Raw genomic sequence first — 21,067 nt, forward strand, 5'->3', positions numbered from 1 at the left:
TTTTTTATCTCCTTATATACAAGCAGTGAATCATTGTAGGGCGGGTGAAACCCGCCAGATTTATGTCTCAAACACGAATAAACGGCGGGTTTCACCCGCCCTACGGAAAACGTTTTGTTTGAATTGATAGGATTGCACAGACATAGGGTACATAAGTAATTACAGGATTCCTTTTGTTTTGGTTTTCTCTGTGTGCTTTGTGTTCTCATTTAGCTCTGTGTCTACAGATCTTTTTGAACTTCTAGAATTAGACAATCACTCGGATATCGCATGATGATTTGGGAAATATTTAAAAAAGAATGGGTTGATTCATTAAGAGATAAGCGCACGATGCTGGTGGTGATTTTGTCTTCTTTAATGGGCATGCCCTTTTTTTTATTTATCAGCTCTGAAGCTTATTCCAGAATGGATGAGCAAAATGAGAAACGCTTTATTCGCGTGGTTGGGGCCCAATACGCACCAGAGTTAATCAATTATATTGCCCGGCAAGGTTTTGAGATTAAAACTGCAGGGGCAGATTATGCAAATAAATTACACAGCAAAGAATATACCGAGCCAGTGCTGCTATTGCCGAAAAATTTTGCCAGTCAATATGCAGCAGGGATTGCGCCTAGGGTAGAGATTGTCAGTGATCTGGCGAATAAAGATACGCAAATGGGCGTGCGGCCAATTAAGGTTTTATTGCAAGGCTTTATGCAGGAGCAGGCAGGTTTAAATCTAAGCTTGCGTGGTATTTCTGCCGAAATACTTAGCGTGTTAAAAGTAGAAGAGCGCCATTTAAGCCGGGCGCAAAATCAGCAGGGGGCGGGGCTTAAAGAAATGCTGCCCTTTATGTTTATCATGACGCTATTAGGCGTGGGCATGTATGCGGCGATTGATACTTCGGCAGGGGAAAGAGAGCGCGGCTCTTTAGAGCCCTTAATGATGAATCCGGTATCGAGCTGGCATTTTGCTTTGGGCAAATGGGCTGCGGTGGGTACGCTCACCGTTTGTGTATTGTTTTTTAATGTAATGAGCATTTTCCCATCGCTATTTTTAATTAAAAACGAAGTATTAAAAATCGCTTTTCAATTTTCAATCAAAGATGCTTTTGTGTTTTTAGCCGTGCTATGCCCGCTGGCGCTAGCCATTGCCGCCCTGCAAATCGCCGTGGCGATTAATGGGAAAAGCCATAAGGAAGCACAGGCCAGAAACTCCATGCTGATGCTGCTTGCGCCGCTGGCCTTGGTGATTGGCATGTTAAAACAGGGGGCAGATCCAGTATGGTTTTCCTGGACGCCGCTCTTGGCGCAAAACCAGCTGATTATCAAAATTCTGAATGGCGAAACCTTAAGCGCTGCAGAAGTGCTCACTCCCGTATTGGTTTGTGTGGTGATTTTGCTGGCAAGCCTGAGCTACACGGCGCAGAAAATGCGGCGGGTGGTGATGCAGTAAGAGGGCGGCAAGGTTGCCCTTGCTGCTCGTGAATAAAATCTAAGTTGAACTCCTTTGTATAGATATCAACGTAGCAAGTGATCCGCAGATCAAAATCACTCCGCCCAGGCTCTGGCTCCATGCTGCCAGCATTAAGCCACCGCCAATCAGCATGTAATACAGCAGCCCCAGGAGTGCTCCTGCTGTGCCGGTTCGGTCTTGATAGGCATGTAGCGCTGAGCTAAGAATGTTTGGAATAGCGATTCCAAAACCAGTAACGACTAAGAGCATAGGCAAGACAAAGAGGGCGCTCTGTTGTAATAGCAATACCCCAATGCCACCTAATATAGTCAGCACAGATGCCAGCAGTACCAGCTTAGGTGAGCAGGCTCCACGCTGGAGTAGTTGCTTATTTAAGAGCGAGCCTGCACCTGCACCCAAGGCCAAAATCAGCCCTGTATAACCGAATAAACGGGTACTGAGGCCCAGTTGCTCAAACATAAATGGCGCTAAGCTGTAATAAGCAAACAGGCAGACATTGAATGAGGCCACCAAGAATGCAACTTGCCAAATTTGCAGATCTTTAAGCATGATCTTTGCTGTTGCTAGCAGCGGAGCCGCTGCAATTTCTTTTGCCTGCTTTGTCTCTGGTAGAGCTAGAAACGCCCAGATAAGCAATACGAATGCTAAAGAAAATAAGCCTGTAAATACGCCTTTGTATCCAAAATGGCTGCTGAGTAGAGAGCCGCTATACATCCCAATGGCAGGGCTGATTGCTAGTGCAATACCCATTAATGAAAACACATGGGCAAGTTGCTTACCTTTAAATAGATCCCTGAGCATGGTCTGTGTGACCACAGAACCAACTGCCGCGCCAAAGGCAGAGAGCATCCTCGCTAATAAAACATAACTAAAGTTGCTTACGCAAAGCGCGATCAAAGAGGCCACAGCATAAATGAGCAGGCCAGCTATCATGGTCGGGCGTCTGCCATAGATGTCACACATCCTTCCCCAAACAACCACACCTACAGCAAATGCTAAAAAATAGAGTGAGAGTGTCTGCGCAGCAAGCTCGGGGCTCACTGCAAAATGGTGGCTGATATCTGATAATGCTGGGCTGTAGATAGTTTCTGCAATTTGCGGAAACATCATCAGCAGGGTGGCGAGTATTAAACTAAATGGGCGAGACATTTTTTTCTTCCTTGTTCTTAAACTTGCTGCGATGTTATAAAAAATTCAAATGACGCATTACAATGATAAGAACAATAAATATCTAAAATCGGACAAATATGGCTTATTTAGCCCCGAACGATGCTTTTAACCCCGACGAGCTTGGGGCTGCCATGGTGGGGATTGCTTCTTTGCTGGGCAATCATGATTCGGGCCTGCACCAGCATAAAATGGGGCAATTACTGTTTGCTAGGAAGGGGTGTATTCGCATCTCTTTGGATGGCTTACTTTGTTTATTGCCCTCATCAAGGGCGGCGTGGATTCCGCCGGGGATAAAGCACCGGGCAGAAATGCGGCAGGTGGTGGATTACCGCTCTCTCTATTTTGATCTAGGCCAGTTCCCTGCATTGCCGGGCGAAGTGAAGGTGATCGAGGTTAATGCCCTATTAAGAGCTGTACTGGAGCGGCTGGCTATGGCGGATTTTGATACCGATTGGCAGCAGGTGCGTTATGCCAATTTGCTCTCTGTATGTATTGAAGAGATGAATCAGGCTAGGCAAGAGCCTTTATTGCTGGTTTTTCCGCTGGACCGGCGCGTGTCTTGTTTGTGGGAAAACTTAGAGCAATTGCCTTTACCGCTCAATCTGTTTGCGCAGCAGATCGGAGCCAGTGAAAAAACCGTGAGCCGTATATTTCAACGTGAAACGGGGATGAGTTATCAAGAGTGGCGGCAGCAATGGCGCTTATTACGTGCAGTAGAAATGCTGGCAGAAAAGGGAAAATTATCAGAGACAGCCAGCGCCTTGGGTTTTGCCAGTGATAGTGCGTTTATTGCATTTTTCAAAAGCCGGACCGGCAAAACTCCGAGGGCTTATTTTAGCTAATTGTGCTGGCCAGCTGAGTTGTTGCTGCCAATCTATACCAGCTCAACCACCTCGCTAAGTGGTCGTCGTGGTTTTTGAGGCCTTTTCTCTGCTGCATAGCCTGCGGTCACCAAAATCACAGGTATTTCCTCGGCATTAAGTGCAAATGCTTCAATCATGGCTGGTGTATCAAAGCCACCTATTGTCCCCGTGGATAAGCCCATGCCTTCGGCCGCAAGAATGAGCGTCATGGCGGCTAAGGATGCCGAGCGTATGGCTTCGTCACGTTGCAGTTGTGGGTTGTCTGCGTAGGATGCATTGGCAGAGGTCACCCAGCTATCTGCAATTTCCTGGGGTAAAGCCCCTGCATCGAGTGATGGGCGAAGTGCTGTGGTTAATTGCTGATGTGGCATTAAGGTGCCGCAAATAATAAAGGTAACCGCCGCGCTCTCAACTTGTGTTTGCCCCATGGCAATGTCTTTTAAGCGTGCCTTGGCTGTACTTGAGCGCACGGCGATCAGCTTCCAGTTCTGGAAATGATAGGCAGAAGGGGCGAGAGTCGCTAAGCGCATTAGCTCGGTAATTTGGCTGTCTGCCAATGGCTTGCTGGCATCGTAGTGGCTGGTGGAGCTGCGTTGTTCAATTAAGGTGTTGAGATTCATGCTGGACTCTTCTTGGAGAAAAATGGGGAAAGTGTCATTGGTTGGCGAAGGACGCTCCATTGCACGGCCAGTACGCTGGCTAGTACGGTAACAAAACCTGCTAAGGATAATGGCGTCATGTTTTGGCCGAGCAAAATCCAGCCAAGTGCCACCGCTGTGATGGGGCTGAGTAAGCCTAAAGACGAAGCAGCAACAGGGGAGAGCCGGGCAATGCCGCGAAACCAAAGTACATAAGCAATCAGCGCCCCAACAATAGACAGATAGGCATAGCCAAGGATTTGCGTGGTATTGAGGCTTGGCAAAGGCGCATCAAGCATCAAGGCAACAGGTAGCAAGAGCAGGCCACCGAGTAAGAGTTGCCAACCGGTAAAGGCCAGCAAAGGGATGTGTGATTTCCATTGTCTTGCCAGATAAGTGCCCAGCGCCATGCAAATCGCTCCTGCTAAGGCTGCAGCCATGCCGATTGAATCCCATTTTGCACCCGGCGCTAAAAGCAGGGCGGCCATGCCCAGAATGCCAAATAGGCTGGCCCAAAGAGCAAGGCGAGCAGGTTGGCGGCGCTCTAGCATCCATACCAACCCCATGATTATTAAGGGCTGCGTTGCACCCACAACAGCGGCCAGCCCTCCCGGCAGCCGGTATGCGGCAATAAAAAGCAGGGCTTGAAATGCACCAATATTAAGCGCAGATAGGATGAGCAAGCGGCCCCACATGGCTTTGGGGGGAAGCACACGGCTGAATAGAATCAAGAGCAAGCCTGCTGGTAAGGTGCGCAGTAATGCGGCAGTAAAGGGCCGATCAGGCGGAAGTAGCTGGGTGGTGACAATATAGGTAGAGCCCCAAATCGCCGGAGCGAGGGCAGTGATTAGGCTATCCATCCAGGTTTTTGAGGCGTTCATTGCGATTCCTTCAATAGAAATAAGGGCATAGGGCTATCGGCCCAATACATTGCTGCAGGTGATTGTTGGGCTGATAAACCTTTAGCCCAACCTATCTTGCCGAAATCTGGCAAACTGCAGGCTTAGCAGAATGCCTTGAATTGAAGATAACACATGTCTTGAGTTCAAGGTAATTAATCTTGAGTTGAAGATAGATGGAGTTGTATATGAGCACGCAACAGGCCGATGCGGTAGATATCATTCTTGGGCAATGGCACAAAGAGCGCCCGGATCTGGATGTAAGCCCGATGGGGCCGATTGGGCGTATTAGGCGCTGTGCCACCCTGCTGCAACGTAAGATGGACGCCACTTTTGCAGAGTTTGGAATGACAAGCTGGGAGTTTGATGTGCTGGCCACGCTCAGGCGATCTGGCGCACCTTATTGCCTCGCGCCAACCGCGCTGTTTTCATCGCTGATGATTACTTCTGGCACGATGACACACAGGCTAAAGGGATTAGAGGCGAGTGGCTGGATAGAACGGCTGCCCAGCACTAGCGATGCCCGCAGCATGTTGGTTCAGCTAAGCAGCACAGGGCTTCAGTTGATTGATAAAGCGGTAGAGGCACATGTAGCGAACGAGCACAGGATTTTGGCTGCGATTGATGCAGTGCAACTTAAAGAATTAGACGACAGAATGGCAGAGCTACTGAGGGCTTTGGAGGAGTGATGTTAAGCTGTGAAACCCATTTTTGAGCCACGGGCCAGAGAATACGGAGCTTCATGGAGAAACTCGGGAAAGAAGGCATTTGTAGGTTGGGTTACGTAATATATCGCTGAGTGAGGCAAACCTCACACGCAGACTGCTAATTCAAGCGACGATTTACCTTTAAATTTTTATAGGGTTGGGGTGACGCCTGACCTACGGCACTAACCTACCCACAGCCGCTCCACCACCAGCCCTATAAAAAATATCACTAGCAAACCTAGTGTGGAATACAGAATCCATTTAATGATGCGTAGCCAGCTGGGGTCTTTGCTGCGCTGGTATTTGAATGCGCAGTAGGCGATGCCCAGGACGGCGATGACAAATAGCAGGCGTAAGACAATAAACATCAGATTCCTAAGGCAGGCAGATCGTGGAATGAGCTGGGCACGTCATTCCGGTTTTCAAAGCTGACAATCTCGTAGGACGATTCGTCGTCCAGCAGGGCGCGCAGCAGCTTGTTATTCATGGCATGACCCGATTTATAGCCTTCGAAAGCGGCAATGAGTGGGCGACCAAGGATATATAAATCGCCAATCAGATCGAGTACTTTGTGGCGTACAAATTCGTCTTCAAAGCGCAAACCACCGTCGTTAAGTACGCGGTATTCGTCAATCACAATGGCATTATCCATACTGCCGCCGCGGGCTAAGCCGTTCATGCGTAGGTATTCCACTTCATGGATAAAACCAAAGGTGCGGGCACGGGCGATTTCGCTTACATAATTGGTGTTAGCAAAATCAAGTTTGATGGTTTGGGCTGACTTTTTGAAAGCAGGGTGGGCAAAGTCGATGGTGAGTGCCACTTTATAACCATCATGCGGCAGTAATCTAACCCATTTATCGCCGTCGATGACTTCGATGGGTTTCAGCACGCGGACAAATTGCTTGGCCGCCTGCTGATCCACAATACCTGCTGATTGCAGCAGATAGATAAAAGGCGCTGCCGATCCATCCATGATCGGCATTTCCGGGGCGTCAACTTCAACAATAACATTGTCAATGCCTAGCCCTGCAAATGCCGACATGATGTGCTCAATCGTACCGACACGTACGCCGTCTTTGACGAGCGTGGAGGAGAGCCGCGTGTCGTTGACAAGCGATGGCGTCACTCTAAATGGTGTCGACTCGGGCAAATCGACACGTTGAAACACGATCCCACTATTAACCGGGGCCGGTTTTAAGACGAGGGTAACCCGCTCGCCAGAATGCAGGCCCACGCCAACGGCGCGGATAGTCGTTTTTAGAGTGCGTTGTTGGAACATGCTGGTCTCGTTAATCAACAGACCTCAATCTTACCAGCACCGGGTAGTGTGCTGGATTGATCTTTGCAATCTTGCCAATAGGCAATGCCTTTATCTCCATCTACTTACAGTCGTTTGCAGCTTGTAGAGCGGGCTCGATGTGCTGTGCCCACCCTACAGGATGTTTTTCATGCTTAATCTGCCTGACGACGTAAGAATGCCGGGATATCCATATCAACATTGGATGTGGCCCCGCGCGTTGCCGTTGCTACATCACCGCCTGCGCGTGCGCTGCGATTGCTTGGGCGAAAGCCCGGAGGTAAATCGTAAGCGCCCCAATCTGGCTCGCCAGAGTGGTTGTCTGTGCCGGTTTTAAGCTGCGGAGTTTGCACTACAGAAAGCTGTGGTTTGTTGGCATTACTGCCCATACCGGTAGCGATAATCGTAATGCGGATTTGCTCGCCCAAGGTTTCGTCGTAAACCACACCGTGTTTAACCATGGCGTCGTCGCTCACATGCGATTGGATGATTTCGCGTGCGCGGGTGATTTCGCTTTTCTTCAGGCTGGCACGGCTGGCGCTGATATTGAGCAATACACCGCGCGCACCCTTGAAGTTGATGTTATCCAGCAATGGGCAGCTGATGGCTTCTTCGGTTGCGCGGATAGCGCGGTTTTCGCCAGCAGCGAAAGCCGAGCCCATCATCGCCATGCCTTTTTCCTGCATTACGGTTTTAACGTCAGCAAAGTCAACGTTAATCAAGCCTGGATACTGGATGATTTCTACGATCGATGCCACGGCATTACGTAGTACATCGTCAGCTGCGCGGAAGGCTTCATCGACGGTGACGTCTTCGCCGAGTACTTCTTCCAGCTTTTGGTTGGAAACGATAATCAGCGAATCAACTGCGCGTGAAAGCTCGTCAATCCCAGCTTGAGCCACTTTCTGGCGCGAGCCTTCGTCAAGGCCGGGCTTGGTGACCACGCCCACGGTGAAAATGCCTTTTTCACGGGCAATTTGTGCGATCACAGGGGATGCGCCTGTACCGGTACCACCACCCATACCGGCGGTGATAAACAGCAGATTTGCGCCACTGATCAGCTCGCCGATGCGTTCGCGATCGGCTTCGGCCGCTTCGCGAGCGACTTCAGGATCGCAACCTGCGCCAAAACCGGTGGTGCCTAACTGCACAACATCGGTGGCTTTGGATAATTTCAGCACCTGTGCATCGGTGTTGGCAGCAATAAACTGCACCCCATTCAATGCGTGCTCAATCATATTATTGATCGCGTTGCAGCCTGCGCCACCCACACCGATCACTTTAATGTTGACGTGATGTGCAACTTCTTGCACTTCGAAAGTTAAAGCCATGATTACTCTCCTTGCATTACCCGATTTTTAACACTTACCCGAAAGGTCAGAATGTATTCTGAAACCAAGATTTCATACGACCAAAAATATCCCCCATAGAGCCATCTTTGCCCCGGTTTACAGGGTTCTTTAGTAGTTGTTCACGTGCAATTAACAGCAAACCCACGGCGGTGGAATAACGTGGGTTTTTCACCACTTCGGCAAGGCCACCTACATACTTTGGCGTGCCCATCCGGAGCGGCATATGGAAAATCTCTTCACCAAGCTCAACCATGCCAGGCATCATTGCGGCACCACCGGTGATGACGATGCCGCTGGATAGGCGGCCTTCAAAACCAGAGCGGCGAAGTTCTTGTTGAACCAAGCCATATAGCTCTTCAACACGCGGCTCAATGACTTCCGCCAAGGTATGACGGCTCATTTGTCTGGCACCGCGCTCACCCACACCCGGTACTTCAATCATTTGCGCTGGATCGCTCATATGGCGCAGCGCTACGCCATGCTGCAACTTAATCGTTTCTGCTTCTGATGTGGGGGTACGCAGCGCCATCGCGATATCGTTGGTCACTTGGTCGCCCGCAATCGGAATCACCGCGGTATGGCGGATTGCACCGCCAATAAAGATCGCCAGATCGGTGGTCCCGCCACCAATATCAACCAGACAAACGCCCAAGTCTTTTTCATCTTCGGTGAGTACCGAATAAGAGGACGCCAGTGGCTGCAACACCACTTCTTCGATTTCTAAACCGCAGCGACGTACGCATTTGGTGATGTTTTGCACCGCACTGACAGCACCGCTGACGATATGCACGTTGACATGCAAACGCACACCCGACATCCCCATCGGCTCTTTCACGCCTTCCTGGCCGTCTATCATGTATTCCTGCGCCAAGATGTGCAGTACCTGATGGTCGGTGGGGATATTGACGGCGCTGGCGGTTTCGATCACGCGGTCTACATCGGCCGAGGTGACTTCCTTATCCTTGATCGCCACCATGCCATCGGAGTTAATGCTCTTGATATGGCTGCCTGCAATACCGGTAAAGACCTGGCTGATTTTGCAATCGGCCATCAGCTCAGCTTCGCCCAGTGCCGATTGAATGGCGGCAACGGTTTTTTCAATATCAACGACCACACCACGTTTTAAGCCGCGTGAGGCAGCTGAGCCCAGACCAATCACATTGAGTGCGCCGTCTTCTTTGATCTCGGCGACAACAGCCACCACTTTGGATGTGCCAATGTCCAGCCCGACAATGATGTTTTTGCTATCTCTGGTCACCTGACAACCTCTTTACTCAATGTCTTACTTTTTAAAAACGATCTGATATGAAAATCGTATCGCTGAATTTTCTGTGTGTGGCAGGTTTTACCCGCCTTACCATTTTTCAAAAACGACATGGTTATGCCGGTTTTGCTACTGCAGGTTTGGCCGGTACGGCTGGCTTCACCACGGGCTTACTTTCTACTGGCTTGTACTCTGGCAATCGCACAGCAAAGCCATTGGGATAACGTAAATCTACATATTCAAAAGGCTGCTTTAGCAAAGCCAGCGAGTTGGGGTAGGCCGTTACAAATCGCGCTGTTCTGGCGACGGCTTCATCTCTGCCTACTTCAATAATCAGCTGATGATCCAGCTCAAAACGCCAGGCCCTTCGTTCAGAAAGCCAAACATGGGTGGCTTTTTTACCTAAGGGCTGCAGTGTTTTGTGGAGCTCTGCAAAGCCATCAATCATTACTTTTTCTGTGCCTTCCGGGCCCTCCAGAATCGGTAATTGATCATTGGATGCGGCATCAAAACGCTCACCATAGCTATTGAGTAAAGCCACCGAGCCCCAGCGCGCTACCGCTTTGTGCTCTTCTATTCGTACTTCTACCCGGTCTGGCCAGTGCCTGCGCACCGTAACTTGCCTTACCCACGGCAGCTTTTCAAAGGCTTGCCGTGTTTTATCTAAATCCAGAGTAAAAAATGTTCCGGTTAACTCATGCTTAATGACGTACTGCAATTGCTCGCGTGTGACATGGACTAAATCGCCATCGACTTTAATTCGCTTAATTGGAAATAAAGGCGAATGCACGGTCAAAAAAAGTACGGCATAAAACAAAAGCAACAATGCTAATGCGGTCAGCAAATTGGCAAACCACATTAACAGCTGAGGCTTATCCCACATGGGCGAACCTCGTTGCTATGGCTGGCATCAATGGGCTGAAATGGCTAAATAACGTCACTATTTTTTATTCCAGCGTGCTGTTTAATACTTGCAAAACTAAATCCTCGTAACTTAATCCCGCTTCTCTCGCCGCCATAGGAAATAAACTATGGCTGGTCATACCCGGTGCGGTATTGGCTTCTAATAAATAAGGCTTACCTGCCTCATCCATTAAGAAATCAATACGCGCCCAGCCACGGCCGCCAAGCGCCCAGAAGGCTTGCTTGACGTAGCCAGCAATTTGTTCATTGAGATCATCTGACAAACCCGCAGGACAACGGTAAACCGTGTCATCACGGATATATTTGGCTTCGTAATCGTAGAATTCGGTAGCAGGCTCAATCTTTACAAACGAGAGGACTTGATCCCCAAGTACAGCAGCGGTGTATTCTCCCCCACCAATGAACTGCTCTGCAATCACAATCTTGTCGTATTTGTAAGCTTCTGTAAACGCGGCGGCTAGCTCACCCACATTTTTTACTTTGCTCACGCCAATACTCGAGCCTTCACAAGCTGGTTTTACAAATAATGGCAGGCCCAGTTTTTGTTCAATCGCAGCAAAATCGCTGCTTTCAGTCAGAATTTCAAATGCCGGAATCGGCAGGCCCAAGGCTTGCCAAATCAGTTTGCTACGCAGCTTATCCATACCGAGCGCCGAGGCCAATACACCACAACCCGTGTAAGGCATGCCCATCACTTCAAGCGCGCCTTGCAAAGTGCCATCTTCGCCAAACGGGCCGTGCAAGATCAGAAAAGCGCGATCAAAACCTTCGGTTTTTAATGCTTCAAGTGGCTTGGTCGAGGGATCAAAAGCATGCGCATCCACGCCGCGTGCTTGCAGGGCTTCCAGAACACCTTTGCCGCTCATTAATGACACTTCACGCTCTGCCGAAGTGCCACCCATCACGACCGCTACTTTTCCGTATTTATTCATTTTGCTTACTCAACCCAGCTGTTGTTTTTCGCATGGGCACAAAAACGTGCCCACCCTACATATGACCCCTGATCTTTTCATCTGGGCATGTTGGGTTACGCTGGTTTATCCGCCAAAAAGCGGCGAATAAATCAGCTAACCCAACCTACACATTGTTTCTTAGGTTTTCTCCGTGAAACTCCGTGTTCTCTGTGCCCTCCGTGGTTAAAGATTTGGGTTTTGTTTTTTAAATTGCAGCAACCTTGCCCGGAACGCCGCCTATCGTGCCTGCGCCCATTGTGATGATCACATCGCCGTTTTGGGCCGCAGCCATGATCGTGGCTGGCATATCGTTGATGTCAGTCACAAATTGCGGCTCTACCTTGCCCACTACGCGCACGGCGCGGGCCAGGCTACGGCTGTCTGCTGCCACAATTGGCGCTTCGCCGGCGGCATACACTTCGCCGAGCAATAAACCATCCACTGTGGATAAAACCTGTACAAAATCTTCAAAGCAATCGCGGGTGCGGGTATAGCGGTGCGGCTGAAAAGCCAGCACTAAGCGGCGGCCTGGAAATGCGCCACGCGCAGCAGCAATAGTGGCGGCCATTTCAACAGGGTGATGGCCGTAATCGTCTACCAGCGTAAAGCTACCCCCAGTTTCAAGCGCAATTTCGCCATAGCGCTGAAAGCGTCGGCCAACTCCTTGGAAGCCAGCAAGCGCGGATTGAATGGCGGTTTCATCTGCGCCAATTTCAATCCCCACTGCAATTGCTGCGAGGGCATTGAGCACATTGTGCATGCCGGGCATATTCAGCGTGATCGGCAGGCGGCGTGATTCGCCGTTTTCCCATACCGCGTCAAATTGCATACGGCCATCGAGTGCCACGATGTTTTCAGCGCGCAGCATGGCATCCGCGCTGACGCCATAGCTGGTGATTGGGCTGGTGACCTGCGGCAAAATCTCGCGCACATAGGGGTCATCAATGCACAACACGGCACGGCCATAGAAGGGCAGATGCTGCAAGAAGGTAATAAACGCCTTCTTTAAATTATTAAAATCGTGACCATAGGTATCCATATGGTCTTGATCAATATTGGTAACCACCGAAATCACCGGGGTGAGTAGCAGGAAAGACGCATCGCTTTCATCGGCTTCAGCCACTAAAAAGTCGCCATGGCCTAAGCGGGCATTGCTGCCTGCGGCGTGTAATTTGCCGCCAATCACAAAAGTAGGATCAAGCCCTGCGGCTTCTAAAATTGAAGCGGTAAGGCTGGTGGTGGTGGTCTTGCCGTGTGTGCCGGCAATGGCGATGCCTTGCTTTAAACGCATCAGCTCGGCCAGCATTTGTGCTCGTGGTACTACCGGAATCTTGCGGCTACGTGCTTCGACTACCTCAGGGTTATCATCTTTTACTGCACTGGAAATCACCACTACATCTGCATTGGCTACATAGTCTGCCGCGTGGCCAAGGTGCACATCTGCACCCGCAGCGCTCAGGCGCTGGGTTGTTGCGCTGCTGCCAAGGTCTGAGCCACTGATCTCAAAACCAAGGTTGAGCAAGACTTCAGCGATGCCGCTCATGCCGACGCCGCCTATGCCTACAAAATGGATACGTTTAACTTTGTGTTTCATCATCGACTCTGATTGGTTCTTTCTTTAAATTTTGAGCATTTACATTTACAAATTGGGCGGCAAGGTTCTTGCACACCTTACAAAGCTAATTCTTCAATTACCGATACCACTTGCATCGTGGCATCCGGTTTTGCCAAGCCGCGTGCTAGCGTAGCGATCGCCAAACATTGCTCACGGTTGGTTTGGGTCAGTAATTGGGCAAAGGCAGCGGCATTAAATTCTTTTTGTGGTAATAAGAGGCCTGCTCCGTTTTCGCTTAAATAGCGGGCATTGCCGGTTTGGTGATCATCTACGGCATGTGGGAAGGGCACGAGCACGGAGGCAACGCCAACACAAGCCAGCTCGGCCACCGTAAGCGCTCCGGCGCGGCACAGTATCAGATCAGCCTCAGAGTAGGCGTGAGCCATATCACCGATAAAGGCCACGCACTCTGCGCTGACTCCCGCGGCGGCATAATTGGCGCGCAAAGCGTCGATATGTTTCTCACCCGCCTGATGAATCACCTCTGGGCGTTGGTCTGCTGCGAGCAGCGCCAGTGCTTTAGGTACTTCTTCGTTAAAGACCTGAGCACCCAAGCTGCCGCCAACAACTAACAGCTTGAGCGGGCCAGTACGGCCAGCAAAACGCGTTGCAGGGATTGGTAAATCCTGAATTTCTGCCCTGACTGGATTGCCGATACAGCCGTCTTTGGCCGGAAAAGCACTTGGGAAAGCAAACAGCACACGGTTGGCGATTTTGGACAGCACTTTATTAGTGAGCCCTGCTACCGAGTTTTGCTCATGAATCACCAACGGTAGCCACAGCATGCGCATGGCGATGCCACCTGGAAACCCCGTAAAGCCGCCAAAGCCAATCGCTACATCCGGGCGATGCTCAAAAATCACTTTGAACGCGCCGCAGAGTGCTTTGAGCTGTACCCAAGGCTGGCTGAGTTTTTTTAAGAGGCCTTTGCCGCGCACACCATCAATTTGCAGCGTGATTAAATCAATTCCATGCTCTGGCACGATACGTGTTTCCATCCGTCCAGCAGCGCCCAGCCAGATGATTTTCCAGCCACGCTCTTTTAATTCATTAGCCACCGCCAGCGCAGGAAAAATATGCCCGCCTGTGCCACCTGCCATCACCATCAGGGTACGTTGGCTCATGCTCGATACCCCCTGATCATTTGGCGGTTTTCATAATCAATCCGCATCAAAACACCCAGTGCAATTAAATTGGCCACGATGCCCGAGCCACCAAAAGACAGCAGGGGCAGAGTAAGACCCTTAGTGGGCATCAGGCCCATATTCACGCCAATATTGATAAACGATTGCACACCTATCCAGATACCCACGCCTTGCGCAGTCAGTGCCTGCCAGTGGCGCTCTAGTTTTGCGGCTTGTACGCCGATCATAAAGGCGCGAAAGATCAGAAATACAAATAATAAAATCACGGTCGCAACGCCGATAAAGCCAAATTCTTCTGCAATGATGGCCATCAGAAAGTCGGTATGGGCTTCGGGCAGATAGGATAGTTTTTCCACGCTGGCACCAAGGCCTACGCCACTCCATTCACCACGGCCAAATGCAATAAGCGAGTGGCTGAGCTGATAGCCTTTACCGTAAGGGTCTTTCCAAGGGTCTAAAAAGCCCAGCACACGCTGCATACGGTAGGGTGAGCTGACCACTAAGCCAACGAAAGCCACAGCCAGAAAGATAAACAGCCCGGCAAACAGCTTCCAATTAAAGCCACCTAAAAACAGCGTGCCCATCGCAATGGCGGTAATCACGGCAAAGGCGCCAAAGTCTGGCTCCAGCAGCAAGAGCGCACCCACCAGTGCCATCACCATAAACATCGGAAATAGCACTTTGCTGACGCTTTCCATAAATGAACCTGTCATGCTGATGGCTTTACGCACCGTGTAATCGGCGGCATAAAGCACAACAAACAGCTTCATTAGCTCGGAAGGCTGCAAGTTAATCACCACCAGCGACAGCCAGCGGCGGCTACCGTTTACTTCGCGTCCCACGCCGGGAATCAACACCATCACGAGCAAAATCATGCCGATCAAAAATAGCGTGGATGAATACTGCTGCCATGTTTTGGTAGAAATTGAAAAAGCAGTAAATGCGCCTGCAATCCCTACCACCAGGAAAATTACGTGGCGAATCAGGAAGTAATTTGAGCGAAAGCCTGTGTCTTTATCCACTTCGGCCATCGCAATCGATGAGGAATACACCATCACCAAGCCAATCGTCAGCAGCAGGGTAATGCACCAGAACAGCGCCTGATCATAGGACGCCATATTGGGGCGAAGCCGCTTGATGGCCTGCGAAAATAACTGGCGCACGTCAGGCCCCCAGACCTTTTACCGCCGCGATAAATACTTCGGCGCGGTGGTGATAGTTGCGGTACATGTCGAGGCTAGCGCAAGCCGGGGAAAGCAAAACCACATCGCCACTTTCGGTAAGGTTACTGGCAAATTGCACGGCCATTTCCATAGTGGGCAGTTGCAAAATAGGCAGCAGATGTTCGTTATCGAAATCTACAAACTGCGATTGAGCTTCGTTGAGCGCCTCGGCCAGAATCGGCGCGTCGCGGCCAATCAGAATCACTGCACGGCAAATGCGCTCGCAAGCGGCTTTAAGCGGGCGAAAATCCTGCCCCTTGCCGTCTCCTCCGGCAATCAACACCACAGGGCGAGTCATGCCTTTGAGCGCCGCTTCGGTGGCGCCTACATTGGTGCCTTTGGAATCATCGAAGTAATCAACGCCTTGAACCGTGGCAACAAACTCAACCCGGTGCGCAAGGCCTGTGAATGATTTCAGTGCGGCGAGCAGCGGGGCGGTTTCTAAGCCAATGGCACGGCAAAGCGCGATGGCGGAAAGTGCATTGACTGCATTGTGTAAGCCAGCTACAGGCAGATCGGCCGCATTAAAGAACGCTTCGCTGCCGCAGCTTAAAGTAAATTCACTTCCTTTCAGGCCGTACTCATTTGCTGTGCGCGGCTCATCTGCGCCAAACCAGACGATTTGGCGGGACTCCAGCTCATTTGCCATAGCAAGGCAATGCGTGTCTTCGCGGTTTAGAACCACGACGCCTGTGCCAGCAAAAATAGCAGCCTTGGTGGCGGCGTAATGCGCCAGATTTTTATATCGGTCTAAATGGTCTTCGCTGATATTGAGTACCGTTGCCGCATCGGCATTCAGTGAAGTAGTGGTTTCAAGCTGAAAGCTAGAAAGCTCAAGCACAAACACATCAGCGTCTGGTGAGGTAGTTAGCGCATCCAGCACCGGCAGGCCGATATTGCCCGCCATCACGGTTTTTAAACCTGCGGCTTCGCACATCTGGCCAACCATACTGGTTACGGTTGATTTGCCGTTGGAGCCGGTAATCGCAATCACTTTAGCGGCAGAGCCGGAAATCGCTTGGGCGAATAACTCCACATCACCTAAGGCAGGCACACCACGGGCGACAGCCGCAGTAATGGCTGGCGTGGCAATTGGCACACCCGGGCTAACAATCAGCGCATCGGCATCAACAAACGTGGCATCGCTGAACGCGCCTAAGCGCAATTCGATATCGGCATGAGCGGCATGGAGTTGCTCTACATTCGGCGGAGCGCTTCGGCTGTCGGCCACAGTCACGCGCGCGCCTTGGGCGGCCAGCCACTTAGCAGCAGAAAAGCCCGATTCGCCTAAACCCACAACGATGCAATGTTTGCCTTGGTAATTCATTTTTTTCTCTTTAATGTCTACAAGCTAAGCTAAAACCCAAATCTTGAACCACGGAGAACGCAGAGAACACGGAGAAAACCTTTAGAACGAGCCAATGCGCGCGTGATTCTCTTGCCTTTCTCCGTGGCCCTCCGTGTTCTCCTTTTCCTCCGTGGTTCAAGACCTAGGTTTGTCTTTCAATAGTTAACGCAGCTTCAGCGTGGCTAAACCGGCCAATACCAACAGCATGGTGATAATCCAGAAGCGCACCACGACTTGGGTTTCTTTCCAGCCTTTTAATTCGTAATGATGGTGGATCGGGGCCATTCTAAATACCCGTTTGCCGCGTAGCTTAAAGCTGGCGACTTGAATCATCACCGACAGCGCTTCCATCACAAATACACCGCCCATAATCAGCAAAACGATTTCTTGGCGCACAATCACCGCCACAATGCCAAGGCCTGCGCCAAGGGCGAGTGCGCCTACATCGCCCATAAAGACTTCAGCGGGGTAGGCGTTAAACCATAAAAACCCAAGCCCTGCACCGGCCATTGCCGCGCAGAAAATCACCAGCTCGCCTGCGCCGGGCACATGGGGCACACCAAGGTATTTGGAAAACACCACATTGCCGGCTACATAGGCAAAAACGCAGAAAGCAAAGGAAATCAGCACGGTTGGCATAATAGCCAAGCCATCCAGACCATCGGTTAAGTTGACGGCATTACTCGTACCTACAATTACAAAATAAGTCAGCACGCAGAAGCCCACTGCACCAAATGGGTAAAGAATCTGCTTGAAAAACGGCACGACAAAGCCGGTGTTTGCAGGCAGGCTGCCGCCGGCATGCACCAGAAATACCCCTGCACCAATGGCGATCAAGGATTGCCAGAACAACTTGGCTTTGGCCGACATGCCTTTAGGATCTTTCAGGGCAATTTTGCGGTAATCATCGATAAAGCCAATCACGCCCGTTGCCATCGTCACTGTGAGGGCCAGCCAGACATATTTATTGCGTAAATCGCCCCACAGCAGGGTGGTTAAGCCAATTGCCAGCAGGATCAGCGTGCCGCCCATCGTTGGCGTGCCTGCTTTAATCAGATGGGTTTGTACGCCATCAGTACGAACAACCTGGCCCACTTTTAGATCGGTTAGTTTTTTAATGACCCAAGGGCCCATCGTCCATGAGATGCCCAGCGCGGTCATCGTTGCCAGCACGGCTCTCAGGGTGAGGTAGTTAAAAACATTAAAGGCGCGAACTGATTCGCCAAGCCATTGGGTTAACAGCAACAACATTTACTTCGTCTCCAAGTCGTTTGTATTCAAGCCGTCCACGACTCGTTCCATGTGCATAAAACGCGAGCCTTTGACCAACACTGTGGTCGTTGGCGTTAAATCAGCGCGAACCGCTGCAATCAAATCGCTGATGTCAGCAAAATGTTGTGCAGCATCGCTAAATGCGGTGCTGGCTCGCTGCATTTGCTCGCCTAGGGTGTAAAGCCTGCGTATGCCTTTGCTGCGGGCATATGCGCCAATTTCTTGGTGGCGCTCTGGTGCATCAGGGCCAATTTCGCCCATATCTCCGAGTATCAGCAGTGTTTCTGGGCCAAAGCCTGCCAGAACATCAATGGCGGCCTTCATTGAATCGGGATTGGCGTTGTAGGTGTCATCAAATACTTTTGCACCGTTAAATGCAGTCTTGCTTTGCAGGCGGCCTTTGGTGCCTTGGTAGCTGGCTAGCCCGCTGGCGATATCTTCGGCTCCAATACTTAAAGCATGGCCTACGGCGGCTGCGCCTAAGGCATTGAGTACATTGTGCAAACCCGGTAGTTGCAAATCGACCTGAGCCGAATCACCGGGAGTGCAGAGGGTAAATTGCGCGCCGTGCAAATGGGCGCATACATTGCGCGCAAAAACATCGGCATTGTTCAGGCTAAAACTGACTTGCGGGTGATCTTTTGCCAGCTCGCGCCAGAGCGGTGCGTAGTCATCGTCGGCATTAATAATGGCGTAGCCACCCGCCACTAAACCCGCAAAAATCTCGCCCTTGGCTTGCGCTACACCAGCCACGCTGCCGAGCGCTTCTAAATGGCAGCGGCCAGCATTGGTGATGATGGCGATATTGGGTTTGGCAATATGGGTGAGGTAGCTGATTTCATCAAAATGATTCATACCCATTTCGGCAACCACATAGCGATGGCTTGCACGGGCGGCCAAAAGGGTAAGTGGCAGGCCGATATGATTATTTAGATTGCCGTAGGTGGCGTGCACCGTATCGCTGCCACTGTAATGGCCCAGCACGGCTGAAATCATTTCTTTGACCGTGGTTTTACCATTGCTGCCGGTTACACCAATGACGATTTGCCCTGTTTTTGCCAGCAGCTCTCGCCAGAATGCAGCGAGCTGCCCTAGTGCAGCCAGTGTGTCCGGCACTAAAATATGTGGGCCAGCAATAGGCGTATCGACGATGGCAGCCACTGCACCCGCTGCAATTGCCGCATCGGCAAACTGGTGGGCATCGAATTTCTCACCACGCAAAGCAATAAATAAATCACCCGCACGGATATCACGGCTATCGGTGGTGACACGCGTAAAGCGCGCTTCGCCATTGCCGGTGAGAGGGCTTTTTAAGGCCTGTGCGGTTTCTTGCAGCGACAACATTATTTTTTCTTCCTTGCTAATGCACGGTTGGCAATGGCGACATCATCGAAAGGATGACGAATGCCTGCGATTTCCTGATAGGTTTCATGGCCTTTGCCTGCGATCAGTACAACGTCTTTGGCGCTTGCCACATCAATGGCATCCACAATCGCTGAGGCGCGGTCTGAATCAATGCTGTAATTGGCGTGTCCTGTGCCGGGTACGCCGGAAACACCGCGCACGATGTCCTGGATAATGGCTTGCGGTGTTTCGCTGCGTGGGTTGTCGCTGGTGATAATCACCGCATCGGCTAGGCGGCAGGCGATTTCGCCCATAAGCGGACGCTTGCCTTTGTCTCTATCCCCACCGCAGCCAAAGATGCAGTAAAGGCGGCTTTTCTCTGGCATGGATTCGCGCAGGGTAGCCAGCGCTTTTTCTAAGGCATCCGGTGTGTGGGCGTAATCCACCACGACCAGAGGGCGCTCGTCACCCCCCAGTTTTTGCATCCGGCCTGCCGCAGGCTGAATTTGCCCCAGAATATGGGCGGCTTTAGCGAGCGGTACATCGGCAGCTAGTAATACAGACAGACAGGCCAGCAGATTGCTGGCATTAAAGCGGCCCAGCATCGGTGAGCTGATATTGCACAGGCCATAGGGCGTGGCGACTTCCATTTCCAGGCCGGAAAGGGTGAGCTCAACGCTGGTGGCGCGAATTCCGCCGTTTTCCAAGCCATAAGTCAGTACGCGCGGGGCTTTACACTGCGATGCTAATTCGCGCCCAAAAGCATCATCGGTATTGATGACAGCAACTTTTAAGCCTTCCCACGCAAATAATTTAGCTTTGGCAGCGCCGTAGCTCGCCATATCACCGTGGTAATCGAGATGATCGCGGGTCAGATTGGTAAACACGGCTACATCAAAGTCTGTGCCGTGCACACGCCCTTGCTCCAAACCATGCGAGGAGACTTCCATTGCGATATGGCTGGCCCCTTCACCATGCAGACGGGACAACCAGCCTTGCAGGGTGACAGGATCGAGTGTGGTATGGGTGGAGCTTTCTAATTTATCAATAAAGCCATTGCCCAGCGTGCCCAGTACGCCGGTTTTATGGCCAAGCAGGTTAAACGCCTGTGCCAGCCAATTGGCAATTGATGTTTTGCCATTGGTGCCGGTAATACCGGTCACAAACATCGAGCGGGATGGATTAGCTAATAAATGTGCGGCCACAATACCCGCTTGAGCGCGTAATTGCGGAATCGCCAGATTGGGTGTTTGCCATGCCGGATCCCATACAAATTCTTCGGCTTCCCACAAGACAGCTGCAGCACCAGCGGCGATGGCGTCAGCGATATAGCTACGGCCATCGGCATATTCGCCCTCAAAAGCGAGGAATACATCGCCGGGCTGAATGTTGCGGCTATCGACCACAAGGCGCGCGTTCGCCGCGATGGCGTCAATCGCAGGAAGGTCGAGAGTAGGGAGGTTCCAGCTCACAGCTTTCATATTTCTTCCTTCAGCTCCGGGATGTGGGTCACGGAATGTGGAGTGGATAATTTGTCGTTGTTTACAAAGGTCGGTCTGTTTTGGCGGGGCTTACCCGCACTGCAAAGCCTTCAC

Annotated in this window: 19 protein-coding genes; 3 read left to right on the plus strand and 16 right to left on the minus strand. The window is 51.1% G+C overall.

The features are described from left to right. Positions 1–270: 270 nt before the first annotated feature. Complete coding sequence (locus tag ACFQNF_RS01740) at positions 271–1,434, plus strand: ABC transporter permease (protein ID WP_380185677.1); 1,164 nt, start codon at positions 271–273, stop codon at positions 1,432–1,434. A 39-nt stretch (positions 1,435–1,473) separates the two neighbouring features. Here ACFQNF_RS01740 and ACFQNF_RS01745 read toward each other — a convergent pair whose 3' ends face one another. After that, positions 1,474–2,604 (minus strand): multidrug effflux MFS transporter, encoded by a 1,131-nt coding sequence (locus ACFQNF_RS01745; RefSeq protein ID WP_380185679.1) that lies wholly within the window; start codon positions 2,602–2,604, stop codon positions 1,474–1,476. Positions 2,605–2,702: 98 nt separating this feature from the next. Here ACFQNF_RS01745 and ACFQNF_RS01750 point away from each other — a divergent pair, with 98 nt between their 5' ends. Next, positions 2,703–3,467 (plus strand): AraC family transcriptional regulator, encoded by a 765-nt coding sequence (locus ACFQNF_RS01750; protein WP_380185681.1) that lies wholly within the window; start codon positions 2,703–2,705, stop codon positions 3,465–3,467. Between the two features lie 32 nt (positions 3,468–3,499). On the opposite strand, the gene ACFQNF_RS01755 is transcribed toward ACFQNF_RS01750, so the two are convergent. Together ACFQNF_RS01755 and ACFQNF_RS01760 are read right to left on the minus strand one after the other, a co-directional pair. Then, entirely contained in the window at positions 3,500–4,108 is a 609-nt protein-coding gene (locus ACFQNF_RS01755; RefSeq protein WP_380185683.1) for a nitroreductase family protein, read from the minus strand. Continuing rightward, entirely contained in the window at positions 4,105–5,007 is a 903-nt protein-coding gene (locus tag ACFQNF_RS01760) for an EamA family transporter (protein ID WP_380185685.1), read from the minus strand. The genes ACFQNF_RS01755 and ACFQNF_RS01760 overlap by 4 nt, the downstream gene beginning before the upstream one ends. A 206-nt stretch (positions 5,008–5,213) precedes the next feature. Between ACFQNF_RS01760 and ACFQNF_RS01765 the strand changes: the two genes are divergently transcribed. Beyond that, the gene (locus ACFQNF_RS01765) at positions 5,214–5,714 is read left to right on the plus strand and encodes a MarR family winged helix-turn-helix transcriptional regulator (protein WP_380185686.1); all 501 of its coding nucleotides are present in this window, start codon (positions 5,214–5,216) and stop codon (positions 5,712–5,714) included. A gap of 200 nt (positions 5,715–5,914) precedes the next feature. Here ACFQNF_RS01765 and ACFQNF_RS01770 read toward each other — a convergent pair whose 3' ends face one another. From ACFQNF_RS01770 to ACFQNF_RS01830, 13 genes are all read right to left on the minus strand, one after another. Next, positions 5,915–6,100, minus strand: a complete 186-nt coding sequence (locus tag ACFQNF_RS01770; RefSeq protein WP_380185688.1) for a hypothetical protein — start codon at positions 6,098–6,100, stop codon at positions 5,915–5,917. Further along, a complete protein-coding gene (lpxC, locus tag ACFQNF_RS01775) occupies positions 6,100–7,014 on the minus strand; it encodes a UDP-3-O-acyl-N-acetylglucosamine deacetylase (protein ID WP_380185689.1) in 915 nt (304 codons plus the stop codon). Before lpxC ends, ACFQNF_RS01770 begins: the two co-directional genes overlap by 1 nt. 173 nt (positions 7,015–7,187) lie before the next feature. Then, the gene (ftsZ, locus tag ACFQNF_RS01780) at positions 7,188–8,363 is read right to left on the minus strand and encodes a cell division protein FtsZ (RefSeq protein WP_380185690.1); all 1,176 of its coding nucleotides are present in this window, start codon (positions 8,361–8,363) and stop codon (positions 7,188–7,190) included. A 46-nt stretch (positions 8,364–8,409) separates the two neighbouring features. Beyond that, the gene (ftsA, locus tag ACFQNF_RS01785; protein WP_046352524.1) at positions 8,410–9,642 is read right to left on the minus strand and encodes a cell division protein FtsA; all 1,233 of its coding nucleotides are present in this window, start codon (positions 9,640–9,642) and stop codon (positions 8,410–8,412) included. A gap of 121 nt (positions 9,643–9,763) precedes the next feature. Continuing rightward, entirely contained in the window at positions 9,764–10,531 is a 768-nt protein-coding gene (locus ACFQNF_RS01790) for a cell division protein FtsQ/DivIB (protein ID WP_046352525.1), read from the minus strand. 64 nt (positions 10,532–10,595) lie between these two features. Next, the gene (locus ACFQNF_RS01795; protein WP_380185691.1) at positions 10,596–11,504 is read right to left on the minus strand and encodes a D-alanine--D-alanine ligase; all 909 of its coding nucleotides are present in this window, start codon (positions 11,502–11,504) and stop codon (positions 10,596–10,598) included. A 226-nt stretch (positions 11,505–11,730) separates the two neighbouring features. Next, positions 11,731–13,119, minus strand: coding sequence for a UDP-N-acetylmuramate--L-alanine ligase (murC, locus tag ACFQNF_RS01800; protein ID WP_380185909.1), 1,389 nt, complete (start codon positions 13,117–13,119; stop codon positions 11,731–11,733). Between the two features lie 77 nt (positions 13,120–13,196). Further along, positions 13,197–14,264, minus strand: a complete 1,068-nt coding sequence (gene murG, locus ACFQNF_RS01805) for an undecaprenyldiphospho-muramoylpentapeptide beta-N-acetylglucosaminyltransferase (RefSeq protein ID WP_380185692.1) — start codon at positions 14,262–14,264, stop codon at positions 13,197–13,199. After that, complete coding sequence (gene ftsW, locus ACFQNF_RS01810) at positions 14,261–15,448, minus strand: putative lipid II flippase FtsW (RefSeq protein ID WP_380185693.1); 1,188 nt, start codon at positions 15,446–15,448, stop codon at positions 14,261–14,263. The genes murG and ftsW overlap by 4 nt, the downstream gene beginning before the upstream one ends. Position 15,449: 1 nt before the next feature. Then, entirely contained in the window at positions 15,450–16,835 is a 1,386-nt protein-coding gene (gene murD / locus ACFQNF_RS01815; protein ID WP_380185694.1) for a UDP-N-acetylmuramoyl-L-alanine--D-glutamate ligase, read from the minus strand. A 183-nt stretch (positions 16,836–17,018) separates the two neighbouring features. Further along, complete coding sequence (gene mraY / locus ACFQNF_RS01820) at positions 17,019–18,107, minus strand: phospho-N-acetylmuramoyl-pentapeptide-transferase (protein ID WP_046352529.1); 1,089 nt, start codon at positions 18,105–18,107, stop codon at positions 17,019–17,021. Then, positions 18,108–19,472, minus strand: coding sequence for a UDP-N-acetylmuramoyl-tripeptide--D-alanyl-D-alanine ligase (locus tag ACFQNF_RS01825; RefSeq protein ID WP_380185695.1), 1,365 nt, complete (start codon positions 19,470–19,472; stop codon positions 18,108–18,110). After that, on the minus strand, positions 19,472–20,953 hold the full coding sequence (locus ACFQNF_RS01830) for a UDP-N-acetylmuramoyl-L-alanyl-D-glutamate--2,6-diaminopimelate ligase (RefSeq protein ID WP_380185696.1): 1,482 nt from the start codon (positions 20,951–20,953) through the stop codon (positions 19,472–19,474). Before ACFQNF_RS01830 ends, ACFQNF_RS01825 begins: the two co-directional genes overlap by 1 nt. Between the last annotated feature and the right edge of the window lie 114 nt (positions 20,954–21,067).

Source organism: Iodobacter arcticus, from assembly GCF_042664895.1.
Classification (GTDB): Bacteria; Pseudomonadota; Gammaproteobacteria; order Burkholderiales; family Chitinibacteraceae; genus Iodobacter; species Iodobacter arcticus.